The 17,209-nt window shown below is 71.0% G+C and carries 17 protein-coding genes; 11 read left to right on the top strand and 6 right to left on the bottom strand.

Annotated features, from left to right (window positions below):
• Positions 1-29: 29 nt before the first annotated feature.
• Positions 30-743: a TetR/AcrR family transcriptional regulator gene (locus IMZ11_RS46365; RefSeq protein WP_228645545.1), complete on the bottom strand. Its 714-nt coding sequence runs from the start codon at positions 741-743 to the stop codon at positions 30-32.
• 287 nt (positions 744-1,030) lie between these two features.
• Here IMZ11_RS46365 and IMZ11_RS28525 point away from each other — a divergent pair, with 287 nt between their 5' ends.
• From IMZ11_RS28525 to IMZ11_RS28480, 10 genes are all read left to right on the top strand, one after another.
• A complete protein-coding gene (locus tag IMZ11_RS28525; protein WP_228645544.1) occupies positions 1,031-3,406 on the top strand; it encodes a xanthine dehydrogenase family protein molybdopterin-binding subunit in 2,376 nt (791 codons plus the stop codon).
• A 40-nt stretch (positions 3,407-3,446) separates the two neighbouring features.
• Positions 3,447-4,241 (top strand): N-acyl homoserine lactonase family protein, encoded by a 795-nt coding sequence (locus IMZ11_RS28520; protein ID WP_061255182.1) that lies wholly within the window; start codon positions 3,447-3,449, stop codon positions 4,239-4,241.
• Positions 4,242-4,248: 7 nt separating this feature from the next.
• The gene (locus tag IMZ11_RS28515) at positions 4,249-5,226 is read left to right on the top strand and encodes a xanthine dehydrogenase family protein subunit M (protein WP_228645543.1); all 978 of its coding nucleotides are present in this window, start codon (positions 4,249-4,251) and stop codon (positions 5,224-5,226) included.
• Positions 5,216-5,728 (top strand): (2Fe-2S)-binding protein, encoded by a 513-nt coding sequence (locus tag IMZ11_RS28510; RefSeq protein ID WP_228645542.1) that lies wholly within the window; start codon positions 5,216-5,218, stop codon positions 5,726-5,728. Before IMZ11_RS28515 ends, IMZ11_RS28510 begins: the two co-directional genes overlap by 11 nt.
• A 90-nt stretch (positions 5,729-5,818) precedes the next feature.
• A complete protein-coding gene (locus IMZ11_RS28505; protein ID WP_228645541.1) occupies positions 5,819-7,012 on the top strand; it encodes an ABC transporter substrate-binding protein in 1,194 nt (397 codons plus the stop codon).
• A gap of 51 nt (positions 7,013-7,063) precedes the next feature.
• Positions 7,064-7,939: a branched-chain amino acid ABC transporter permease gene (locus IMZ11_RS28500; protein WP_228645540.1), complete on the top strand. Its 876-nt coding sequence runs from the start codon at positions 7,064-7,066 to the stop codon at positions 7,937-7,939.
• On the top strand, positions 7,939-8,931 hold the full coding sequence (locus IMZ11_RS28495; RefSeq protein ID WP_228645539.1) for a branched-chain amino acid ABC transporter permease: 993 nt from the start codon (positions 7,939-7,941) through the stop codon (positions 8,929-8,931). Before IMZ11_RS28500 ends, IMZ11_RS28495 begins: the two co-directional genes overlap by 1 nt.
• The gene (locus IMZ11_RS28490) at positions 8,928-9,722 is read left to right on the top strand and encodes an ABC transporter ATP-binding protein (protein WP_063818742.1); all 795 of its coding nucleotides are present in this window, start codon (positions 8,928-8,930) and stop codon (positions 9,720-9,722) included. Before IMZ11_RS28495 ends, IMZ11_RS28490 begins: the two co-directional genes overlap by 4 nt.
• Positions 9,719-10,447, top strand: coding sequence for an ABC transporter ATP-binding protein (locus IMZ11_RS28485; RefSeq protein WP_228645538.1), 729 nt, complete (start codon positions 9,719-9,721; stop codon positions 10,445-10,447). The genes IMZ11_RS28490 and IMZ11_RS28485 overlap by 4 nt, the downstream gene beginning before the upstream one ends.
• Positions 10,444-11,262, top strand: a complete 819-nt coding sequence (locus IMZ11_RS28480) for a sulfurtransferase (protein ID WP_228645537.1) — start codon at positions 10,444-10,446, stop codon at positions 11,260-11,262. The genes IMZ11_RS28485 and IMZ11_RS28480 overlap by 4 nt, the downstream gene beginning before the upstream one ends.
• Before the next feature lie 84 nt (positions 11,263-11,346).
• Here IMZ11_RS28480 and bioD read toward each other — a convergent pair whose 3' ends face one another.
• From bioD to IMZ11_RS28465, 3 genes are read right to left on the bottom strand one after another with little or no spacing between them, the layout of a single operon-like run.
• Entirely contained in the window at positions 11,347-12,069 is a 723-nt protein-coding gene (bioD, locus tag IMZ11_RS28475; protein WP_228645536.1) for a dethiobiotin synthase, read from the bottom strand.
• A 9-nt stretch (positions 12,070-12,078) separates the two neighbouring features.
• Positions 12,079-12,804: a GntR family transcriptional regulator gene (locus tag IMZ11_RS28470; RefSeq protein ID WP_061255266.1), complete on the bottom strand. Its 726-nt coding sequence runs from the start codon at positions 12,802-12,804 to the stop codon at positions 12,079-12,081.
• A gap of 49 nt (positions 12,805-12,853) precedes the next feature.
• Positions 12,854-14,002 carry an 8-amino-7-oxononanoate synthase gene (locus IMZ11_RS28465; RefSeq protein WP_228645535.1) on the bottom strand — a complete coding sequence of 383 codons (1,149 nt, stop codon included), beginning with the start codon at positions 14,000-14,002 and terminating at the stop codon, positions 12,854-12,856.
• A 67-nt stretch (positions 14,003-14,069) separates the two neighbouring features.
• On the opposite strand from IMZ11_RS28465, the gene IMZ11_RS28460 reads away from it, so the two are divergent.
• The gene (locus IMZ11_RS28460) at positions 14,070-15,533 is read left to right on the top strand and encodes a sensor histidine kinase (RefSeq protein WP_061255172.1); all 1,464 of its coding nucleotides are present in this window, start codon (positions 14,070-14,072) and stop codon (positions 15,531-15,533) included.
• Between the two features lie 106 nt (positions 15,534-15,639).
• On the opposite strand, the gene IMZ11_RS28455 is transcribed toward IMZ11_RS28460, so the two are convergent.
• Complete coding sequence (locus tag IMZ11_RS28455; RefSeq protein WP_061255171.1) at positions 15,640-15,894, bottom strand: WhiB family transcriptional regulator; 255 nt, start codon at positions 15,892-15,894, stop codon at positions 15,640-15,642.
• 281 nt (positions 15,895-16,175) lie between these two features.
• Positions 16,176-17,168, bottom strand: coding sequence for a diacylglycerol kinase family protein (locus tag IMZ11_RS28450; protein WP_228645534.1), 993 nt, complete (start codon positions 17,166-17,168; stop codon positions 16,176-16,178).
• Positions 17,169-17,209 lie beyond the last annotated feature (41 nt).

Below are 17,209 nucleotides of genomic sequence, written 5' to 3'. Positions count from 1 at the left end.
CCCGCCGAGCACGGGGTGACGCTCCGGTGTCACCCCGTGCCGCCGGGGCCGGCCAGGACCCGGAGCAGGACGTCGACCACATGGTCGGCGCGTTTCTCCACGAAGCCCGTGCTCCAGGCGCGGTAGCCCATGCCGGCGAGCATGGTCGCGTCGTGTTCCATAGGGAAGAAGCAGAGCGCCACGACGCTGATGAGCAGTTGGTCGGGGTCGACTCCGGGGCCCGGCCGCGACGGCAGGGCCGCGATGAACCGGCGCAGACCGCGTTCGTACGCCGCGGAATGGCGCGGGGTGGTCGCGCGGCCGGCCCGCCCCATCTCCAGGGCGTCGCGCGACATCAGCCGTACGAATGCGGGGCGGTCGAGCAGGAACCGCAGGTATCCGCCGACCAGGATGTCCAGGCCGCGGCGCAGCCCGTCCTCTCCCTCGTCGAGGGCGGCGATCGCCGCTTCGACGAGCCGCTCCAGTGTGTGGTCGCGGTGGTCGAACAGCCTCTCGACGACGGCGGCGTAGAGGGTCGCCTTGTCCTTGAAGAAGTACGCGGGAAGCGTCCCGGAGACGCCCGCGGCCTTGCCGATCGCGACGAGGCTGGCCCCGTCGTAGCCCTCCCTGGCGAAGATCCGCTCGGCCGCGTCGAGGATCGCCTGCCGGGAGCGGCCGGGGTCGCGCCGGCGGCCCGCGGAGTCGTGCTCCGTGGCGGGCTCGTCCGTACGGCCCTCGGCCGATCTGCGGTTCGGGCTGGGCACGCGGTGATTCCCCCTGTGGTCGCTGTCGCCTGGGCTGATGGCGAGACCCCGTCACCGTAGTACAGGCCGAGGGTTCGGACCATATTTCCAATCTACTAGATAGGTAATGTATGGTTTTCCTGTCTGTCCGAACAGTAACTGATCGGCGATCGCGTTGGGCATGCGCGGGGACGTCCTGGATGACCCCTCCGTAACTGCGGATATGCCTGCCGTTCACTCGTGGACGCGTACTGATCATTGCTGTGCGGGATCGCAGGAAATCGCTCGTTGTCGTGTGGGGAGGGTGCATGGGCTCGCGGCCGCCTCGGGTCACGTCCTCCGGGAGCGCGCTGGGCGCCAGGCTGACCCGGAGGGAGGACCCCCGGCTCCTCGTCGGCGCGGGGCGCTATCTCGCCGACGTCACGGTGCCCGGGGTGACGCACGCGTGCTTCGTGCGGTCCCCGCACGCGCACGCCGCGATCGTCGCCGTGGACTCCGCCGCCGCGCGGGCCCTGCCGGGCGTGCGCGCGGTCCTGACGGCGGACGATCTGCCGCATCGGCCGCTGCTCGACGCCGTCGCGGTGCCGGATCTGCGCAAGACGCCGCAGCCCGCGTTGGCGGCCGGCCGCGTGCGCTTCGCGGGCGAGGCGGTGGCCGTCGTCCTGGCCGAGAGCCGGGCCGTCGCCGAGGACGCCGCCGATCTGGTCCGGGTCGGCTACGAGCCGCTGCCGGTCGTCACCGACCCCGAGGCCGCGCGCACCGAGCGGACGACGCGGCTGTGCGACGACCTCCCCACCAACGTGGTGTACGAGGGAGGCCGTGAGCACGGCGACGTCGACGCCGCCTTCGCGAGAGCGGCGCACGTGCTGAGCGGCCGGTTCACCACCGGGCGCTTCGTCGCGGCGCCGATGGAGGGGCGCGGCTGCCTGGCGAGCTACGACCGGGCCGACGACCGCCTCACCGTGCACAGCTCGACCCAGTCGCCCCATCTGTTGCGCCGCAAGCTTGCCGCCTGCCTGGACATGCCGGAAGGGCGGATCCGGGTCCTCGTCCCCGACGTCGGCGGCGGTTTCGGGCAGAAGATCCCGGCCTCCCCCGAGGAGGTGGCGGTGGCGCTGGCCGCGCGCGCCACCGGCCTGCCGGTGAAGTGGGTGGAGGACCGCAGGGAGAACATCACCGCGGCGCCGCACTCCAAGGACCAGATCATCGACATGGAGCTCGCGGTCGCCGCCGACGGCACCTTCGAGGCGATCCGGGCGCGCATTCTCGGTGACTCGGGGGCGTACTCCTACAACAGCGCGAGCACGCTGATCGAGTCCTACCTCTCCGCAGGGCTGCTTCCCGGGCCGTACCGGATCCGCGACGTGGCGTGGCAGGTGACCGCGGTCCTGACCAACAAGACCCCGATCTCGGCCTACCGGGGTGTGGGATGGACGGCCAGTCATTCGGCGCGGGAGGTCCTCATCGACCGCGCCGCGCGGCTGCTCGGCCGCGATCCGGTGGACCTGCGGCGGCAGAACCTCGTACGGGAGTTCCCGCACACCTCGCCCACCGGAATGGTCTACGACAGCGGCAGCTTCGTGGAGTCCCTCGACACGGCCGCGGAACTGATCGACTATCCGGGGCTGCGGGAGCGGCAGCGGGCCGCCCGCGAGACCGGCCGCTACCTCGGCATCGGTGTCAGCCCGTACGTCGAGCCGAGCGGCTGGGGCACCGAGGGGGCGGCCCAGTCGTCGTGGTCGTTCTCGTCCCACGACAGCGTCCGGATCACGATGGAACCCTCGGCCGAGGTCACCGTGGCGGTCGGCACCCCTTCGCAGGGGCAGGGGCACGCCACGTCGCTGGCCCAGGTCGTGGCCGAGGTGCTCGGCGTCGATCCCGCCGAGGTCACCGTGCTGGCGAACGACACCGCGGCCGTTCCGATGAGCACGGCGGGGACGCGGGCCAGCAGGACGGCCGCCGTGACGGGCGGCGCGTTGACCCTGGCCGCCCGGGACCTGCGCGACAAGCTCGCCGCCATCGCCGCGGGGCTGCTCGAACGCGATCCCGGCGACCTGGTCTTCGCGGACGGGCACGTCCACGTCCGCGGCGACTCCGGCACGGCACTCCCGCTTCGCGCGCTCGCCCAGCGGGCGTACTTCGATCCGTCGGTGCGAGAGGTCGTGCCCGAGCCGGACCTGGTGGTGACGCGCTTCTACGATCCCCCGGCCACGTACTCGAACGGGTGCGTGATGGTCGCCGTCGAGGTGGATCCGTGGACCGGCGGGGTGACCGTGCTCGACGCCGCGGCGGTCGAGGACTGCGGAACCATGATCAATCCGCTCATCGTCGAGGGGCAGGTGCTGGGCGCGTTCGCGCAAGGGGTCGGGGGCGCGCTCTACGAGCACATCCCCTTCGACGCCGACGGACTTCCGCTGGCCACGACCTTCGCCGACTATCTGCTGCCGACGGCCGCCGAGATCCCGCCCGTACGGCTCGGGCACCACTGTTCGCCGTCGCCGCTGACGGTGAACGGAGTCAAGGGCATGGGCGAGTCGGGGGTCGTCTCCACCCCCGCGGCCGTGGCCAACGCGGTCGCCGACGCGCTCGTCCCCTTCGGGGCGGAAGTGGACCGCACTCCGTTGACGCCCGAGTACGTGGCCGGGCTGATCGGGGACCCGGATCGCCCGCAGCCGCCCTCCTGAGACCCCGTACTTCTCCATAAGACCTGGAAAGGAAGCAGTCTTGTTCACCATCGAACCGATGGTCGTCGCCTACGGGCCGCACCGCGAGAAGAGCCGGTTCACCTACATGCACAACGCCGGTGTCGCCATCGACATCCCGTACGTGTCGTGGTTGATCCGGGGCAAGGACCTCAACGTGCTGGTCGACGTCGGGTGCAGCGCCGCCGACTACGGCGAGCACATCAGGCCGAAGGACCGCGAGCTCGTCCACGTGGGCCAGGTGTTCGCCGACGTGGTCGACGTCAAGCCGATCACCGGACATCTCGCCGACCGGGGCCTGTCACCGCGCGACATCGACGTGGTGGTGTTGTCGCACCTGGACTGGGACCACTGCATGACGGTGGAGCCGTTCAGCGAGAGCGCGTTCTACGTGCAGCGCAAGGAGTGGGAGACCACCCCGTCGCACGAGATGTTCGCCACCTCCTTCGCCCCCAAGGAGCACTACGACAAGATCGCGGGAATGGACCTGCGGCTCCTGGACGGGTCGCACCAGATCGCCGACGGTCTCGACCTGGTGCTCTCGCCGGGGCACACGTTCGGTGGGCAGTCCGCGATCGTCACGACCAGCGAGGGCGCGTTCGTCATCGCCGGCATGTGCGTGCTGAAGGAGAACTTCTACCCCTCCGAGGAGGAGAGCGAGCACTTCAAGGTCATCCCGCCGGGCGGGCACACCGACCTCTTCGAGGCGTACGACACGATGCTCCGGCTCAAGGAGATCGGCGGCGACAACGTGCTGCCGCTGCACATGACCGAAGCCTGGGACATCACCCGCATCGGTTCCCCGATCGGAGCCTGAACCGATCATGAAACCCGCCCCGTTCGACTACGTCCGCCCTCGCCGGCTGGACGAGGCGCTGGACCACCTGGCCGACCACGGCGCGGACGCGCGGGTTCTGGCCGGTGGGCAGAGCCTCGTCCCGCTGCTCAACCTGCGGACCGTACGGCCGAAGGTGCTGGTCGACGTCAACGGGGTCGCGGAACTCGACTACGTGCGCGTCACCGCCGACGCCGTGGAGGTGGGCGCGCTGACGCGGCAGCGCCGCCTGGAACTGGACCCCCGGGTGACCGCGCGTCTCCCGCTGCTCGCCGACGCGCTGCCGTTGATCGGGCGGATCGCGACGCGCAACCGCGGGACGGTCGGCGGGAGCCTGGCCCACGCCGACCCCGCCGCCGAGCTGCCCTCGGTCGCGGTGGCCTGCGGCGCCGAGCTGAGCATCGCGTCCGCGAACGGGAGCCGGGTCGTCGACGCCGAACGGTTCTTCGTCGCGGCGTACCGCACCGTCCTCGACCCCGGCGAACTGGTCACCGGCGTCCGGTTCCCCGTGCCGTCCTCCCGCACCGGCCAGGCCTGGGTGGAGTACGGCCGCCGGTACGCCGACCGGCCCGTGGCGGGTGTGGCGTGCGCCCTGACGTTGTCGGCGGCCCCCGTGGTCGAGGGTCCCGTGGTCGAGGGTCCCGTCGCCGAGGGCGCGGTGATCGAGGACGCGGTGATCGAGGACGCCGTGCTGGTCTGCGCGGGGGTGGGCGATCGCCCCTTGCGGCCGCCGGCCGTGGAGCGGCTGATCGGTGCCCGGCCGTCGGCGGCGGCCTTCTCCGAGGTGGCACGCGCGGCCGCCGAGTGGAGCACGGCCGACGGATACCGGCGGCGGCTGGTGCATGGGCTGGCGCTGCGCGCCCTGGACCGGGCACTGCGGCGGGCCGCGGGAGAGGCGGCGGCAAGGTCAGTGGAAAGGCCAGTCGAAGGGTCAGTGGAAAGGCAGGATGACCGTGATGTCGCCTGATCGGCGAGAGGTGAGTCTCCGGGTCAACGGCGCCGACCGCCGCGTGACGGTGGAACCGAGACAGTCCCTCGCCGACACGCTGCGGGAGGACCTCGCCCTGACCGGTACGCACGTGGCCTGCGAACAGGGGGCGTGCGGCGCGTGCACCGTCCTCGTCGACGGAGCCTCGGTGCGTTCCTGCCTGATGTTCGCCGTACAGGCGGAGGGGTGCGAGGTGACGACCGTGGAGGGGCTCGCCTCCGACCCGGAGGAACTGCATCCGCTCCAGCGCGCCTTCACCGAGAATCACGCCCTGCAGTGCGGATTCTGCACGCCGGGGTTCCTGCTGGCCGCGTACGAGCTGCTCGCCGCGCGGCGCGGCCCGGACGAGCGTGAGATCCGTACGGCGCTGGCCGGCAACCTGTGCCGATGTACGGGCTACCAGGGCATCGTCGCCGCCGTCCGGCAGGCCGACGAGCAGTGGGAACGCGACACCCCCGGCCCGTCCTCAGGCGAGCGGTGACTCGTCGCCGTCTCCGCCTGCCCCTTCTCCCCGTTTCCCTCACGCTTTCCCGCGACGCCGAGGCGTCGCGAATCCCCTCAGGAGAGACCCATGACCAGACGACTTCGGCGACGGCTGACCACGCCGATCGCCCTCACGATCACCGCGGCGCTCGCGGCCGGATGCTCCGCCGGCGCCGACGCCGGTGCGGAGGACTCCGCCGCCACCATCAAGATCGGCACGCTGTACTCGGTGACCGGCCCCGCCGCGAACGTCGGCGACAAGATGCGCAAGGGCACCGAGCTCGCCGTCGAACAGATCAACCAGCGCGGTGGCATCGACGGCAGGAAGATCGAGTGGAAGTTCTACGACCCGGCCGGTGACACCTCCACCGCGGTGACGCAGACCCGCAAGCTGCTGACCGACGACAAGGTCGACGCCATCGTGGGCGGCGGAAGCTCCAGCGGCATCGCGCTCGCCATGGGACAGCTGACCGCGTCGGCGAAGAAGCTCTTCGTGGCCACCGAGGGCGCGCGCGCCATCGTGCAGCCGGAGACCGAGCATCCGCTGACCTTCAAGGCGACGTTCAACGACACGGTCGTCATGCAAAAGATCATCGAATTCTGGAAGGCCAAGGGCGTCACGAACGTCGCGCTGCTCCCCGACACCAGCGGCTTCGGGCAGTCCGCGCTCGAGGTCGCCGAGAAGGAGCTGCCGGCCGCCGGCCTCAAGCTGGCGGTGGCCTCCTTCGATCCCGGGACCGGCGACTTCACCCCGCTGCTGACCAAGCTGGGCGCCGGGAAGCCGCAGGCGTACCTCGCCTGGACGACCGACAGCTCGGGGGTGACGTTCCTGAAGAACGCGCGGACGGTCGTGACCGACGGGGCGGCGCTGATCCAGCACAGCTTCGGATTCGTCGACGACCGGTACATGAAGCAGGCGGGCGACGCGGGCGTCGGCACCGTCCTGTCCTCGCCCAAGCTTCCTGTCGCCGACCTGCTGCCCGACTCGGACCCGCAGAAGAAGACGATCGGCGAATTCGCCGCGGCGTACGAGGCCAAGTACCACGAGCAGCCCAACGTCTACGCGGGCCAGGCGTACGACGCCCTGATGCTCGCGGCCGAGGCGATCGGGAAGGCGAAGAGCACCGACGGTCCCCTGGCGGCCAAGGCGTTGGAGACCCTCGGCGAGCACGTCGGGGTCACGGGCGTCTTCCGCTACAGCGCCCAGGACCACAGCGGCCTCGGCACGGACGGCGTGGAAATGATCAAGTGGGATGGCGAGCGCTTCGTACTCGCCGGCTGAGACGCCAGGGCGCCCGGCCCGGCCGGGCGCCGTACCAGAACGAGGACTGCGATGAATCTCCTGCTCCAAGTGGTGTTCGCCGGCCTCAGCGTGGGCGCGGTGTACGCGCTGGTCGCGGTCGGATTCGGCGTCGTGGCCAACGGCACCGGCGCGGTGAACTTCGCCCAGGGCGAGTACGTCATGGTGGGCGGTGTCGTCGCCGGCGTCGTCCACGAGGTGTGGCACCCGCCGCTGCCGGTCAGCGTCCTGTGCGCGGTGGCGGCGGGCGTCGTGGCGGGACTGGTGACCGAGTTCGCCGTGAGCCGTTTCTCCGGCGCCCGCTCCGCCGAGATCATCACGATCGCCACGATCGGGCTGGCGGTCGCGCTCAAGGCGGCCGTCCTGCTGCTCACCGACCGCAAGACGTACGGGCTGCCGCACTTCCTCGGCGAGCGGCCCCTGCGTGTGGGCGGTGCCGTCGCCGACACGCAGACGTTGTGGAACCTCGCCGTGGTCTTCGTCGTCGCGGTCGGCCTGTCGCTCTTCTTCCGGCGGACCCGGCAGGGCACGATCCTGCGGGCGGCGGCCGATGATCCCGAGGTGGTCACGTCGCTCGGCGTCCCGTTCCACAGCGTGGCCCGCTGGGTCTTCGTGATCGCCGCCGTCCTCGGCGCCCTCGGCGGAGCCGGGCTGGCGCCGCTGTCCGTCATGTCGTACGAGTCCGGCACCCTGCTCGGGCTCAAGGGCTTCGCCGCCGCGATGCTCGGCGGTCTGGGCAACCTCTACGGCGCGGTGATCGGCGGGCTCGTCATCGGGCTCGTCGAGGCGGCGGTCGCCGGGTACGGATCGGCCGCCTACGGCGACGCGGTCGCGTTCGTGATCCTGCTGATCATTCTGTTCACCCGGCCGACCGGCCTGTTCTCCCAGCGGAAGGTGGTGCGCGTCTGATGGCCGTCTCGCGCATCCGTCGGTGGCGCCCGACGACTCCGGTGATCACCGCGGTGCTGCTCGCGGCGATGCCGCTGATCTTCATCTCCGATTTCGCGCGCGCGATCCAGCTGCGCTTCTGCGTGATGCTGCTGCTGCTCACCGGGCTCAACTTCATCAACGGCTACGCCCGGATGAGCTCACTCGCCCAGGCGGGCTTCTACGGCCTCGGCGCCTACACCGCGGGCATCCTCGCCGCCCGCCTGGACGTGCCGCCCGCGCTCGCCTTCGTCGCCGCGCCGGTGCTGGCCACCGTCGCGGCGCTGGTGATCGGGGCGGCGTCGCTGCGCCTGCGCGCGACGTACTTCACGATGGCGACTCTGGGCGCGGGCTACATCCTGTACATCCTGTTCGGGCGTATGACGGGAGTCACCGGCGGCCCCAACGGGCTGCTCGGCATTCCCGCGCTGTCGGTGGCGGGGATCGAGATCAGCGGCCCGCTCCCCATGTACGTGCTGGCCGCCGCCCTCGCCCTGCTCGGTGTCGTCGTCGCGTACAACTTCGAACGTTCGCGGGCGGGCCGGGCGTTGCGCGCGCTGGGAGCGTCAGAACCGGCCGCCGTCGCCAGCGGCGTACGGGCGTTCCGGCTGAGGTTGTTCGCGTTCGCGCTCAGCGGGTGCTACGCGGGGGTGGCGGGCGCGCTGGAGACCTTCGACGCCACCTTCGTCAGCCCGTCGTCGTTCGGGTTCCTGACGGCGGTGCTGTGCGTGGTCGGCCTGACCGTGGGCGGTGCGGGACGAGCCGCGGGTCCGCTGATCGGCGCCGCGCTGCTGACCGCGCTCGACGAACTCGGCACCGAGTACGCCGGCTACGAGATGCTCATCGTGGGCCTGGTCTTCCTCGTGGTCGTCCAGGCGTTCCCCGGCGGTGTGGCGGGCGCGGTCGGCGCGCGATGGCCGCGGCGCGGGGCACGGCCCGCCGTCGCCCGGGCGACGGAAGGGAGTGCGTCGTGACCGACGAGGGACTCGTCATAACGGGGATCTCCAAGAGCTTCGGCGGGGTCCGCGTCCTGCGGGACGTGTCGCTCCGGGCGCGCCCCGGCGCGGTGACCGCGCTCATCGGCCCGAACGGCGCGGGCAAGACCACGCTCGCCAACATCGTGTCCGGCTTCGAGCGTCCGGACGCGGGACGGATAGACGTGTCCGGGCACGACCTGACCCGCAGAGGGCCCGACCGGCGGGCCACGGCGGGCCTGGCACGCACCTTCCAGAACCTGGAGATCTTCACCGGCCTGACGGTGATCGACAACGTCGTGATGGGCGCGTACGGACGCGGGGGCGCGGGACTGCTCAGCGCCGTCGTCGGCCTGCCTCGGGCACGACGCGCGGACAGGCGGGCGCGCGCGGCGGCGGAGGAACTGCTCGACCGGTTCGGCCTGACCGCCCTGGCAGACGCGCCGGTCGAGTCACTGCCGTTCGGGCAGGCCAAGCTGGTCGAGCTCGCCCGGGTGCTGGCCCTCGAACCGCGTGTGGTCGTGCTGGACGAACCGGTCGCCGGGCTGCCCGCGGAAAGCGTGCGCGCCGTGGGCGAGCAGGTGACCCGGATGGCCGGCGCCGGTGCCGCGGTCCTGCTCATCGAGCACAACATGAGACTCGTCATGGAGATCTCGGACCACATCGCGGTGCTCGACCACGGAGAGTTGCTCATGGAAGGAGAACCGGCCGAGGTCCGGGCGGACCCACGCGTCATCGAGGCCTACCTCGGACCCGACGCCGACCGGATCGCACCCCGGAGGGAATCATGACCGACTCCGCTCTCTCCGTACGGGACCTGCGGGTCGCCTACGGGCGGCTGGAGGTCGTCCACGGCGTCTCCTTCGAGGCTCGCGGAGGCCAGGTCACCTGCCTGCTCGGCACCAACGGAGCGGGGAAGACCACGACGATCCGCGGGCTGCTCGGCCTGCAGACGCCACGTTCGGGCACGGTCACGGTCGGCGGCACCGACGTGAGCCGGCACGCCCCTCACCGGCTGGCCCGGCTCGGCGTCGCGCACGTCCCGGAAGGGCGGCGGGTCTTCGCCAACCTGTCCGTCCGTGACAATCTGCGCATGGGGACGCTGACGCGTACCCGGAGATGGCGGGAGGAGCCGGGACTCGACCACGTCCTGCACACCTTCCCCGAGCTGACGCCGAAGCTGAAGGACGCGGCGGGCGTGCTCTCCGGTGGCCAGCAGCAGATGCTGGCGATCGGGCGGGCGTTGATGTCACGGCCGACCCTGCTCATCCTCGACGAGCCGTCCATGGGCTTGTCGCCCAAGCTCGTCAGCCGGATCTACCAGGCGCTGGCCGGGCTGCGCGACGACGGCCACACGATCCTGCTCGTCGAGCAGAACGCCAGGCTCGCCCTTGAGCTGGCCGACCACGCCTACGTTCTGGAAACCGGCCACATCGCCGAGTCCGGACCCGCCGGAGAGCTGATCGCCTCGGCGCGCGTACAAGAGATCTATCTCGGCTCCCAGGAGGAATCATGAGTTCGTCACCGGCCTTCATCGGCACCGCCGACCTCGCCTCGCGACTGACGTCCCCGGACGTCCGCGTCGTGGACGTCCGATGGGAGCTCGACGACGAGACCGCGGGCGAGCGGGCGTACGCCGCCGGGCACATTCCCGGCGCGGTGTACCTGAGCTGGCTACGCGACCTGTCCAGCGACACGGACCCGATCCAGGGGCAGCTCGCCGAGCCGGAGAGGTTCGCGCGGGTCCTCGGCGCCGCCGGAGTGGGTCCCGACACGACCGTGGTCGCGTACGACGACGGCGGCATCTACATGGCGGCCCGGCTGGTGTGGGCGCTGCGCCAGTACGGGCACGCGAAGGCGCACGTCCTCGACGGCGGGTTGCCCGCCTGGCGGCGGGAGGGACGTCCGATCACCGGCGAGGTGATCGAGCCAGGCCCGCGGGAGTATCCGGTGCCGCTCGCCCGCGACCTGCGGGCCACCAAGGACGACGTCATCGCCGCGCTCGACCAGGGCGGAACCGCCATCGTCGACTGCCGTATGGACGCGACCTACGGCGCCGCGGGCGCCCACATACCGGGTGCCACCCGGCTGCCCGCGCCCGTGCTCTTCGACGGCGACGGCCTGCTGCGCGCGCCGGCCGACCTCCGCGAACTCGCCGAGCGGGCGGGCATCGAGCGCGATCGTCCCGCGATCCTCTACTGCGGTGGGGGCATATCCGCCAGCGCGGCCTTCGTCGCGCTCCGGGAGATCGGCTTCGATCGGCTCAGGGTGTACGACGGCTCGTGGACGGAATGGGGCGCGGACCCCGCGACACCCAAGGAGAGCCACTGAGGGTCTGCGACAGCGTCTTGATCGACATCCTGAGGTCGGAGAGGAGGCCGAGGTCCGCGCTCTTGGGGCGCTCCGCGGTCTCGGTCACAGGCTGAGCCTCAGCGTCGATCGGAACCGGGCCGGGTCGAACCCGCCGCCGAGCGTGGGACCGATCCCTGCCCGCGCGACATGGGCGAAAGCCGTACGGTCGAGCGCGGCGGCGCCCTCGGGCAGCGCCCCGGCGAGCGGGCGGGCGGCGAGCATCTCCAGGTCGCCGACGTTGTGGCGCTCCGCGAGATCGGGTTCGGCCGGCCAGGAGCCGATGACCACGCCGGCCGGCTCGACGCCGCGGCCCGCCATCACCTCGAGCGTCAGCGCGGTGTGGTTGAGCGTGCCGAGCCCCGCCCGCGCGACCACCAGCACCGGGGCGTGCAGCAGGTGCGCCAGGTCCGCGAGCGTTGAGCCCTCCTCGTCGAAGCGGACGAGGAGCCCGCCCGCCCCTTCCACGATCACCAGCCGGTGGGACTCGGCGATCTCGCGGATCCGCTCGGCCGACTCCACCAGGGAGAGCGACGGAAGACCCGACTCGCGCGCCGCGGCGGCGGGGGAGAGCGGGTCCGGGAACCGGGCGAACTCGAACGTCGTCGTGATGCCCGACAGCCGGATCACCTCGTCGAGGTCCCCCGGCTCGCCCGGCGTCACGCCGGTCTGCGCCGGCTTCACCACCGCGACCGTGGCCCCTCGCTCCCGCGCGAGTACGGCTATCGCCGCCGTGACCACGGTCTTCCCCACACCGATGTCGGTGCCGGTGACGACAAGGATGCTCATCAGGCAACCCTAGGGGGTTGGCCTGCGCAGACGCGTGACGAACTTGTAGCGGTCGCCGCGATAGAGCGACTGGGCGTACTCCACCGGATGTCCGTCCGCGTCGAAGGCGTGCCGGGTGAGCAGCAGCATGGGCAGGCCCACGTCCACGCCGAGCACCTGCGCGTCGTACGGCGTGGCGAGGACGGTCTCGATGACCTCCTCGGCGTCGGTCAGCCGCACGTTGTACGCGTTGTGCAGCGTCTCGTACAGCGACGAATGCGCCTCGAGCTCCCGCCGGAGGCGGGGGAACCTGCGGGCGGACAGGTGCGTGGTGTCGATCGACATCGGCTCGCCGTTGGCCAGGCGCAGGCGGTGGATGCGCAGCACCCGGCCCCCCGGATTGATCGCCAGCCGCCGGCCGAGCTGCTCGTCCGCCGTGATGTAGCTGATGTCCAGGATCTTGGTGTCCGGTTCGAGCCCCACGGTGCGGAGATCGCCGGTGTAGGAGGTGAGCTGGAGCACCTGGGCGACCTTGGGCTGGGCGACGAACGTGCCCTTGCCCTGGATCCGCAGCAGGCGGCCCTCGACCACGAGTTCCGACAGGGCCTGCCGCACGGTCGTCCGGGACGTCACGAACCGCACGGCGAGCGTGCGCTCGGGCGGCAGCGCGCTGCCCGGAGGCAGGCTCTTGGTGAGTTCGAGGAGGCTGCGCTTGACGTCGTAGTACTTCGGGACTCTCGGCGTGTCCTCGGTCAGTTCGGTCACGATGCCTCCCCCACGCCGTCATCGATGGTTCGCCGGCTCACTAGCCCACCTTCCGTTCGGCCACGGCGGTGAGCGCCCGCCTGATCACCGCGAGGTCATCGGACCCCAGATTGGCCCGAGCGGTCAACCTCAGACACGACCTCCCATGGGGCACCGATGGTGGGCGGAAGCATCCCACGCGCACGCCGAGTTCCGCACACAGGGTCGCCGCTGAGACCGCGGCCCCGGGTGAGCCGAGCACGATCGGGACCACGGCGGCCGCCGGGTCGCCGGGCTCCAGGCCGAGCTCGCGCGCCGTCGTGGCGAGCGTCCGCGCGATGGCCGACGCACGTTTCGGCAGGTCAGGCCGCTCGTCCAGGATCTCGAGGGCGCGCAGAGCGGCGCCGACGCAGGCGGGGGCGAGTCCGGTGTCGAAGATGAACGAACGCCTGGTGTCGATCAGCGTCTCGATCACCTCGGGGGCGCCGAGCACCGCACCACCCTGAGATCCGAACGACTTGGAAAGCGTGACGGTTCTCACAATATGTGATTTCCCCGCAAGTCCGGCAGCGTGCACCGCGCCTCCGCCGGATTCGCCGACGACCCCGAGGGAATGCGCCTCGTCCACCACCAGGAGGGCGCCGTGCCGTACGGCGGCGGCGTGGAGTGCGGGAAGCGGCGCGAGGTCGCCGTCGACGGAGAAGACGGCGTCGGTGACGACGAGGGCGTGTTCCTCGTCCCGCTCGCGCAGGGCCGCCTCAACGGCCGCCACGTCGCCGTGAGGCGTGACCACCACCCGCGCGCGGGACAGGCGGCACGCGCCCACGATCGATGTGCGGTTCCGCGCGTCCGAGACCACCAGGCCGCCGCGGGCGAGCGCCGTCACAGCGGCCAGGTGGGCCAGATAGCCGGAGGAGAAGACGAGGGCGCCGGGAGCGCCGGTGAAGGCCGCCAGCCGGGCCTCCAGCTCCGCGTGGAGCGGTGTCGTGCCCGTGACGAGCCGCGAGCCGGTCGAACCGGTGCCCCAGTCCTCCGTCGCCCGCACGGCCGCCCTGATGAGCCGGTCGTCCCCGGACAGCCCGAGATAGTCGTTGGAGGCCAGGTCGATCAGCCCGTCGTGGTCGGGCGTGCGCGGGCGCAGGGCACGCCGCAGGCCGGCCGCCTCCCTGCCGGCGGTGGCCGTACGCAATGTGTCGAGTGGCCTACTCATGGGTGCATCTTTGCAGGTCGGACAGGTGGATTCGCCTTCGGGCCGGTTCCGGACGCATGATGCAGTCGTGCCGACTCTCAGCGACCTGGTGTCCCGCCAAACCACACTCGACGCAGCGGGCATCGAGTGGATGCGCTCGCTCGTGTCCGACTGGCAGCTGCTCGCCGACCTGTCGTTCGCCGACCTCATCCTGTGGATCCCGCGCAGGGAGGGCTCCGGCTGGGTGGCGGTCGCCCAGATGCGGCCGACCACCGGCCCCACCGTCTACCACGACGACGTGGTCGGCATGGTCGTCGCGCCGGGCGAACGCCCGCTGATCGACACCGCCTGGAACGAGCACCGGATCTGCCGCGAGGGCGACCCGGACTGGTCCAGCGGCGTCCCGGTCCGCGAGGAGACCATTCCCGTACGGCGTGGCCTGGACGGCGAGTTCATCGGGGTCATCCAGCGCTCCACGAACCTGTCGTCCGCCCGTACCCCGTCCCGGCTGGAGCTGACCTACCTGCAGAGCGCCTCGGACATGGCGCAGATGGTGGCCGAGGGCAGGTTCCCGTTCCCCGAGGAGGAGCCGACGCTCGTCCGCTCGCCGAGGGTGGGCGACGGCCTGCTCCGGCTGGACCGGGCCGGGCGGGTCACCTACGCCTCGCCCAACGCGCTCTCCGCGTACCGGAGGCTCGGCCTGCAGGCCGATCTGGTCGGCGCGGAGCTCGGGCGGACCACGGCGGACCTCTGTTACCGGGACGAGCCGATCAACGAGGACCTGATGCACGTCGCGAGCGGCCGGGCCCCGAGGGAGACCGAGGTGGAGCGCGGCGGCATCGTCGTGCTGCTCCGGGCGATCCCGCTGGTGGTCGGCGGCGGCCGGATCGGCGCGCTGGTGCTCATCCGCGACGTGACGGAGCTGCGCCGCAGGGAGCGCGAGCTGCTGACCAAGGACGCCACGATCCGCGAGATCCACCACCGGGTGAAGAACAACCTGCAGACCGTGGCGGCGCTGCTCCGGCTCCAGGCACGCAGGCTCGGCAACCCCGAAGGCCGGGAGGCGCTGGAGGAGGCGGTCCGGCGGGTCGGGTCGATCGCGATCGTGCACGAGATCCTGGCCCAGATGCCGGAGGAGATGGTCGAGTTCGACGACATCGCCGACCGGGTCGTCGCCATGACCGCCGAGGTCTCCGTGGCGCACGTGACGCCGAAGCGGATCGGCAGCTTCGGCGTGCTGCCCGCGGCCGTGGCCACGCCGATCGCGATGGTCCTCACCGAGCTGCTGCAGAACGCGGTGGAGCACGGCTTCTCACACGCGAGCGGGAGCATCCAGGTCGTGGTGTCCCGGGACGCGGATCATCTGGAGGTCGTGGTGGCGGACGACGGAAAGGGTCTGCCCACCGATTTCGATCTGGAGTCGACCACAAGCCTCGGATTGCAGATCGTCCGCACGCTGGTGGTAGGCGAGCTTTCCGGACGCTTGTCTATCGCTCCCCGGGAAGGCGGCGGGACCGAAGTCACGATCAGTATTCCGGTTCAAACGGGGTAAGGGCCGCGTCCTTAGGGACGCGACCCTCGCCTTTCATGTGACCGCAACAACCGCGAAATGATGATGCTGTTGCATTCGGTCTGTGCGTGGTCTCTTGGGGGAATTTTCACACGTTCGCGCGGGCGCGGGCACGGGCCGTCCGGCGCTTGAGCGCGCGCCGCTCGTCCTCGCTCAGGCCGCCCCAGACACCGGCGTCCTGGCCGGACTCGAGCGCCCACTTGAGGCAGGACTCCATGACGGAACACTGCCGGCAGACCTGCTTCGCCTCTTCGATCTGCATGAGCGCGGGGCCGGTGTTGCCGATCGGGAAGAAAAGCTCGGGATCCACGTCACGGCAGGCAGCGCGGTGGCGCCAGTCCATGCGTTCCACTCCTTCGTAAGTGGAGCCTTCCGCGGCTCCTGACCGTCAACTTTGTGAAGTCTTTCACTAACTGCTGCGAACTTTCGCCCGGAACACGGGTCCTACCGGGCTTGGTCCATTGATCGCCGGGGCACTCCGGGGGGCGGTGGCCTCCGCAAAGGTCCTACGTTCCGACGTCGCATTCAGCTTTTCAGGCAGGCCAAGACCGCACAAGAGGTTTGGGAGAAGGTTTTGCCGGTTATGGCTGTCGGATGCGTCACACTATGACCGCATGTAACGGCCTAGACGAGAACTTGTAATGCGTCCGGGATAGACCGGAAAAGCACACGTTCGCGTTCTCCCAGGTAGTCACCGTCGAGCTGGAAGGCCACCGGACGGGAGGCGGAAAGGGTGAACTCCTCCTCGTCGTGGGCCTGGACCAGGTGCCGGCCCGTCGGCAGTCCCGAGCGCTCGCCGATGATCTGCCGGACCAGGCCGAGTACGGCGGACAGCCCCATCTTCCGGAGCGCGAGCAGGTCCAGCCCGGTCTCGAAGCCGGCCCATGGTGTCGGGTTGATCGGGCGAGGCCCGGCATAGGTCCACGGTGCGGTGTTGGAGACGATCGCCATGAAGATCCGGCCCTGCGGTGCCTGACGCGGACGCTCCAGCCGCATGGACGGATTGCGGCGATCAGTCAGGAAGTAGTGACTGAGCGCCGTCTTGACGTACAGCGCGGGCGTCGCCTTGCAACCGGCGCTGCGCAACCCCTCGACGGCCCGGACGACCTCGGCGTCATACCCGAGCCCAGCACAAAATGTGAAATAACGTGACCCGTGCGGGCCTGTCGGCGGCTCAGCCCCTGAATCGCCGTGCGAAACGTCCCGGTCCCAGACGGCCTCGCCGAGCCCGATCGTGCGCCGGCGGCCGTCCCGCAGCGCCTCCAGCGCCGCTCCGGTCGCCTCGACCGGGTTGTTGGGCAGGCCGAGCGCCCGGGCGAAGACGTTCGCGCTCCCTCCGGGAATGACGATCAGTGCGGGGCGGTCGGTCGCGGGCGTCGCGGGCTGCGCGCGCAACAGGCCGTTGACCGTCTCGTTGATGGTGCCGTCGCCTCCCAGAACGGCGACCGCGTCGAACCCTTTCTCATGGGCCGCACCGGCGATCGCCGCCGCGTGGCCGCGGTAGCCGGTCTCCTCGACGGTCAGATCCATGGCGGCGCCGAGCGCTCTCATCAGGACGTCCCGCGTGCGATGGTTGGTCGACGTCGCCTTGGGGTTGACGACAAGGAGAGCCCGCATGCCCTGAAGGGTAGAGCACGAACCATGCCCTACCGCCCATG

Source organism: Microtetraspora sp. AC03309, from assembly GCF_020826795.1.
GTDB lineage: Bacteria > Actinomycetota > Actinomycetes > Streptosporangiales > Streptosporangiaceae > Microtetraspora > Microtetraspora glauca.
This window is presented reverse-complemented; position numbering and strand designations above follow the sequence as displayed.

What these genes read in the sequence shown, in the direction of transcription:
- IMZ11_RS28465 (WP_228645535.1), bottom strand. Translation starts at nt 14,002, where the DNA reads ATGAGTAGGCCACTCGACACATTGCGTACGGCCACCGCCGGCAGGGAG.
- IMZ11_RS28525 (WP_228645544.1), top strand. Translation starts at nt 1,031, where the DNA reads ATGGGCTCGCGGCCGCCTCGGGTCACGTCCTCCGGGAGCGCGCTGGGC.
- IMZ11_RS28500 (WP_228645540.1), top strand. Translation starts at nt 7,064, where the DNA reads ATGAATCTCCTGCTCCAAGTGGTGTTCGCCGGCCTCAGCGTGGGCGCG.
- IMZ11_RS28515 (WP_228645543.1), top strand. Translation starts at nt 4,249, where the DNA reads ATGAAACCCGCCCCGTTCGACTACGTCCGCCCTCGCCGGCTGGACGAG.
- IMZ11_RS28495 (WP_228645539.1), top strand. Translation starts at nt 7,939, where the DNA reads ATGGCCGTCTCGCGCATCCGTCGGTGGCGCCCGACGACTCCGGTGATC.
- IMZ11_RS28485 (WP_228645538.1), top strand. Translation starts at nt 9,719, where the DNA reads ATGACCGACTCCGCTCTCTCCGTACGGGACCTGCGGGTCGCCTACGGG.
- bioD (WP_228645536.1), bottom strand. Translation starts at nt 12,069, where the DNA reads ATGAGCATCCTTGTCGTCACCGGCACCGACATCGGTGTGGGGAAGACC.
- IMZ11_RS28455 (WP_061255171.1), bottom strand. Translation starts at nt 15,894, where the DNA reads ATGGACTGGCGCCACCGCGCTGCCTGCCGTGACGTGGATCCCGAGCTT.
- IMZ11_RS28505 (WP_228645541.1), top strand. Translation starts at nt 5,819, where the DNA reads ATGACCAGACGACTTCGGCGACGGCTGACCACGCCGATCGCCCTCACG.
- IMZ11_RS28510 (WP_228645542.1), top strand. Translation starts at nt 5,216, where the DNA reads ATGTCGCCTGATCGGCGAGAGGTGAGTCTCCGGGTCAACGGCGCCGAC.
- IMZ11_RS28450 (WP_228645534.1), bottom strand. Translation starts at nt 17,168, where the DNA reads ATGCGGGCTCTCCTTGTCGTCAACCCCAAGGCGACGTCGACCAACCAT.
- IMZ11_RS28480 (WP_228645537.1), top strand. Translation starts at nt 10,444, where the DNA reads ATGAGTTCGTCACCGGCCTTCATCGGCACCGCCGACCTCGCCTCGCGA.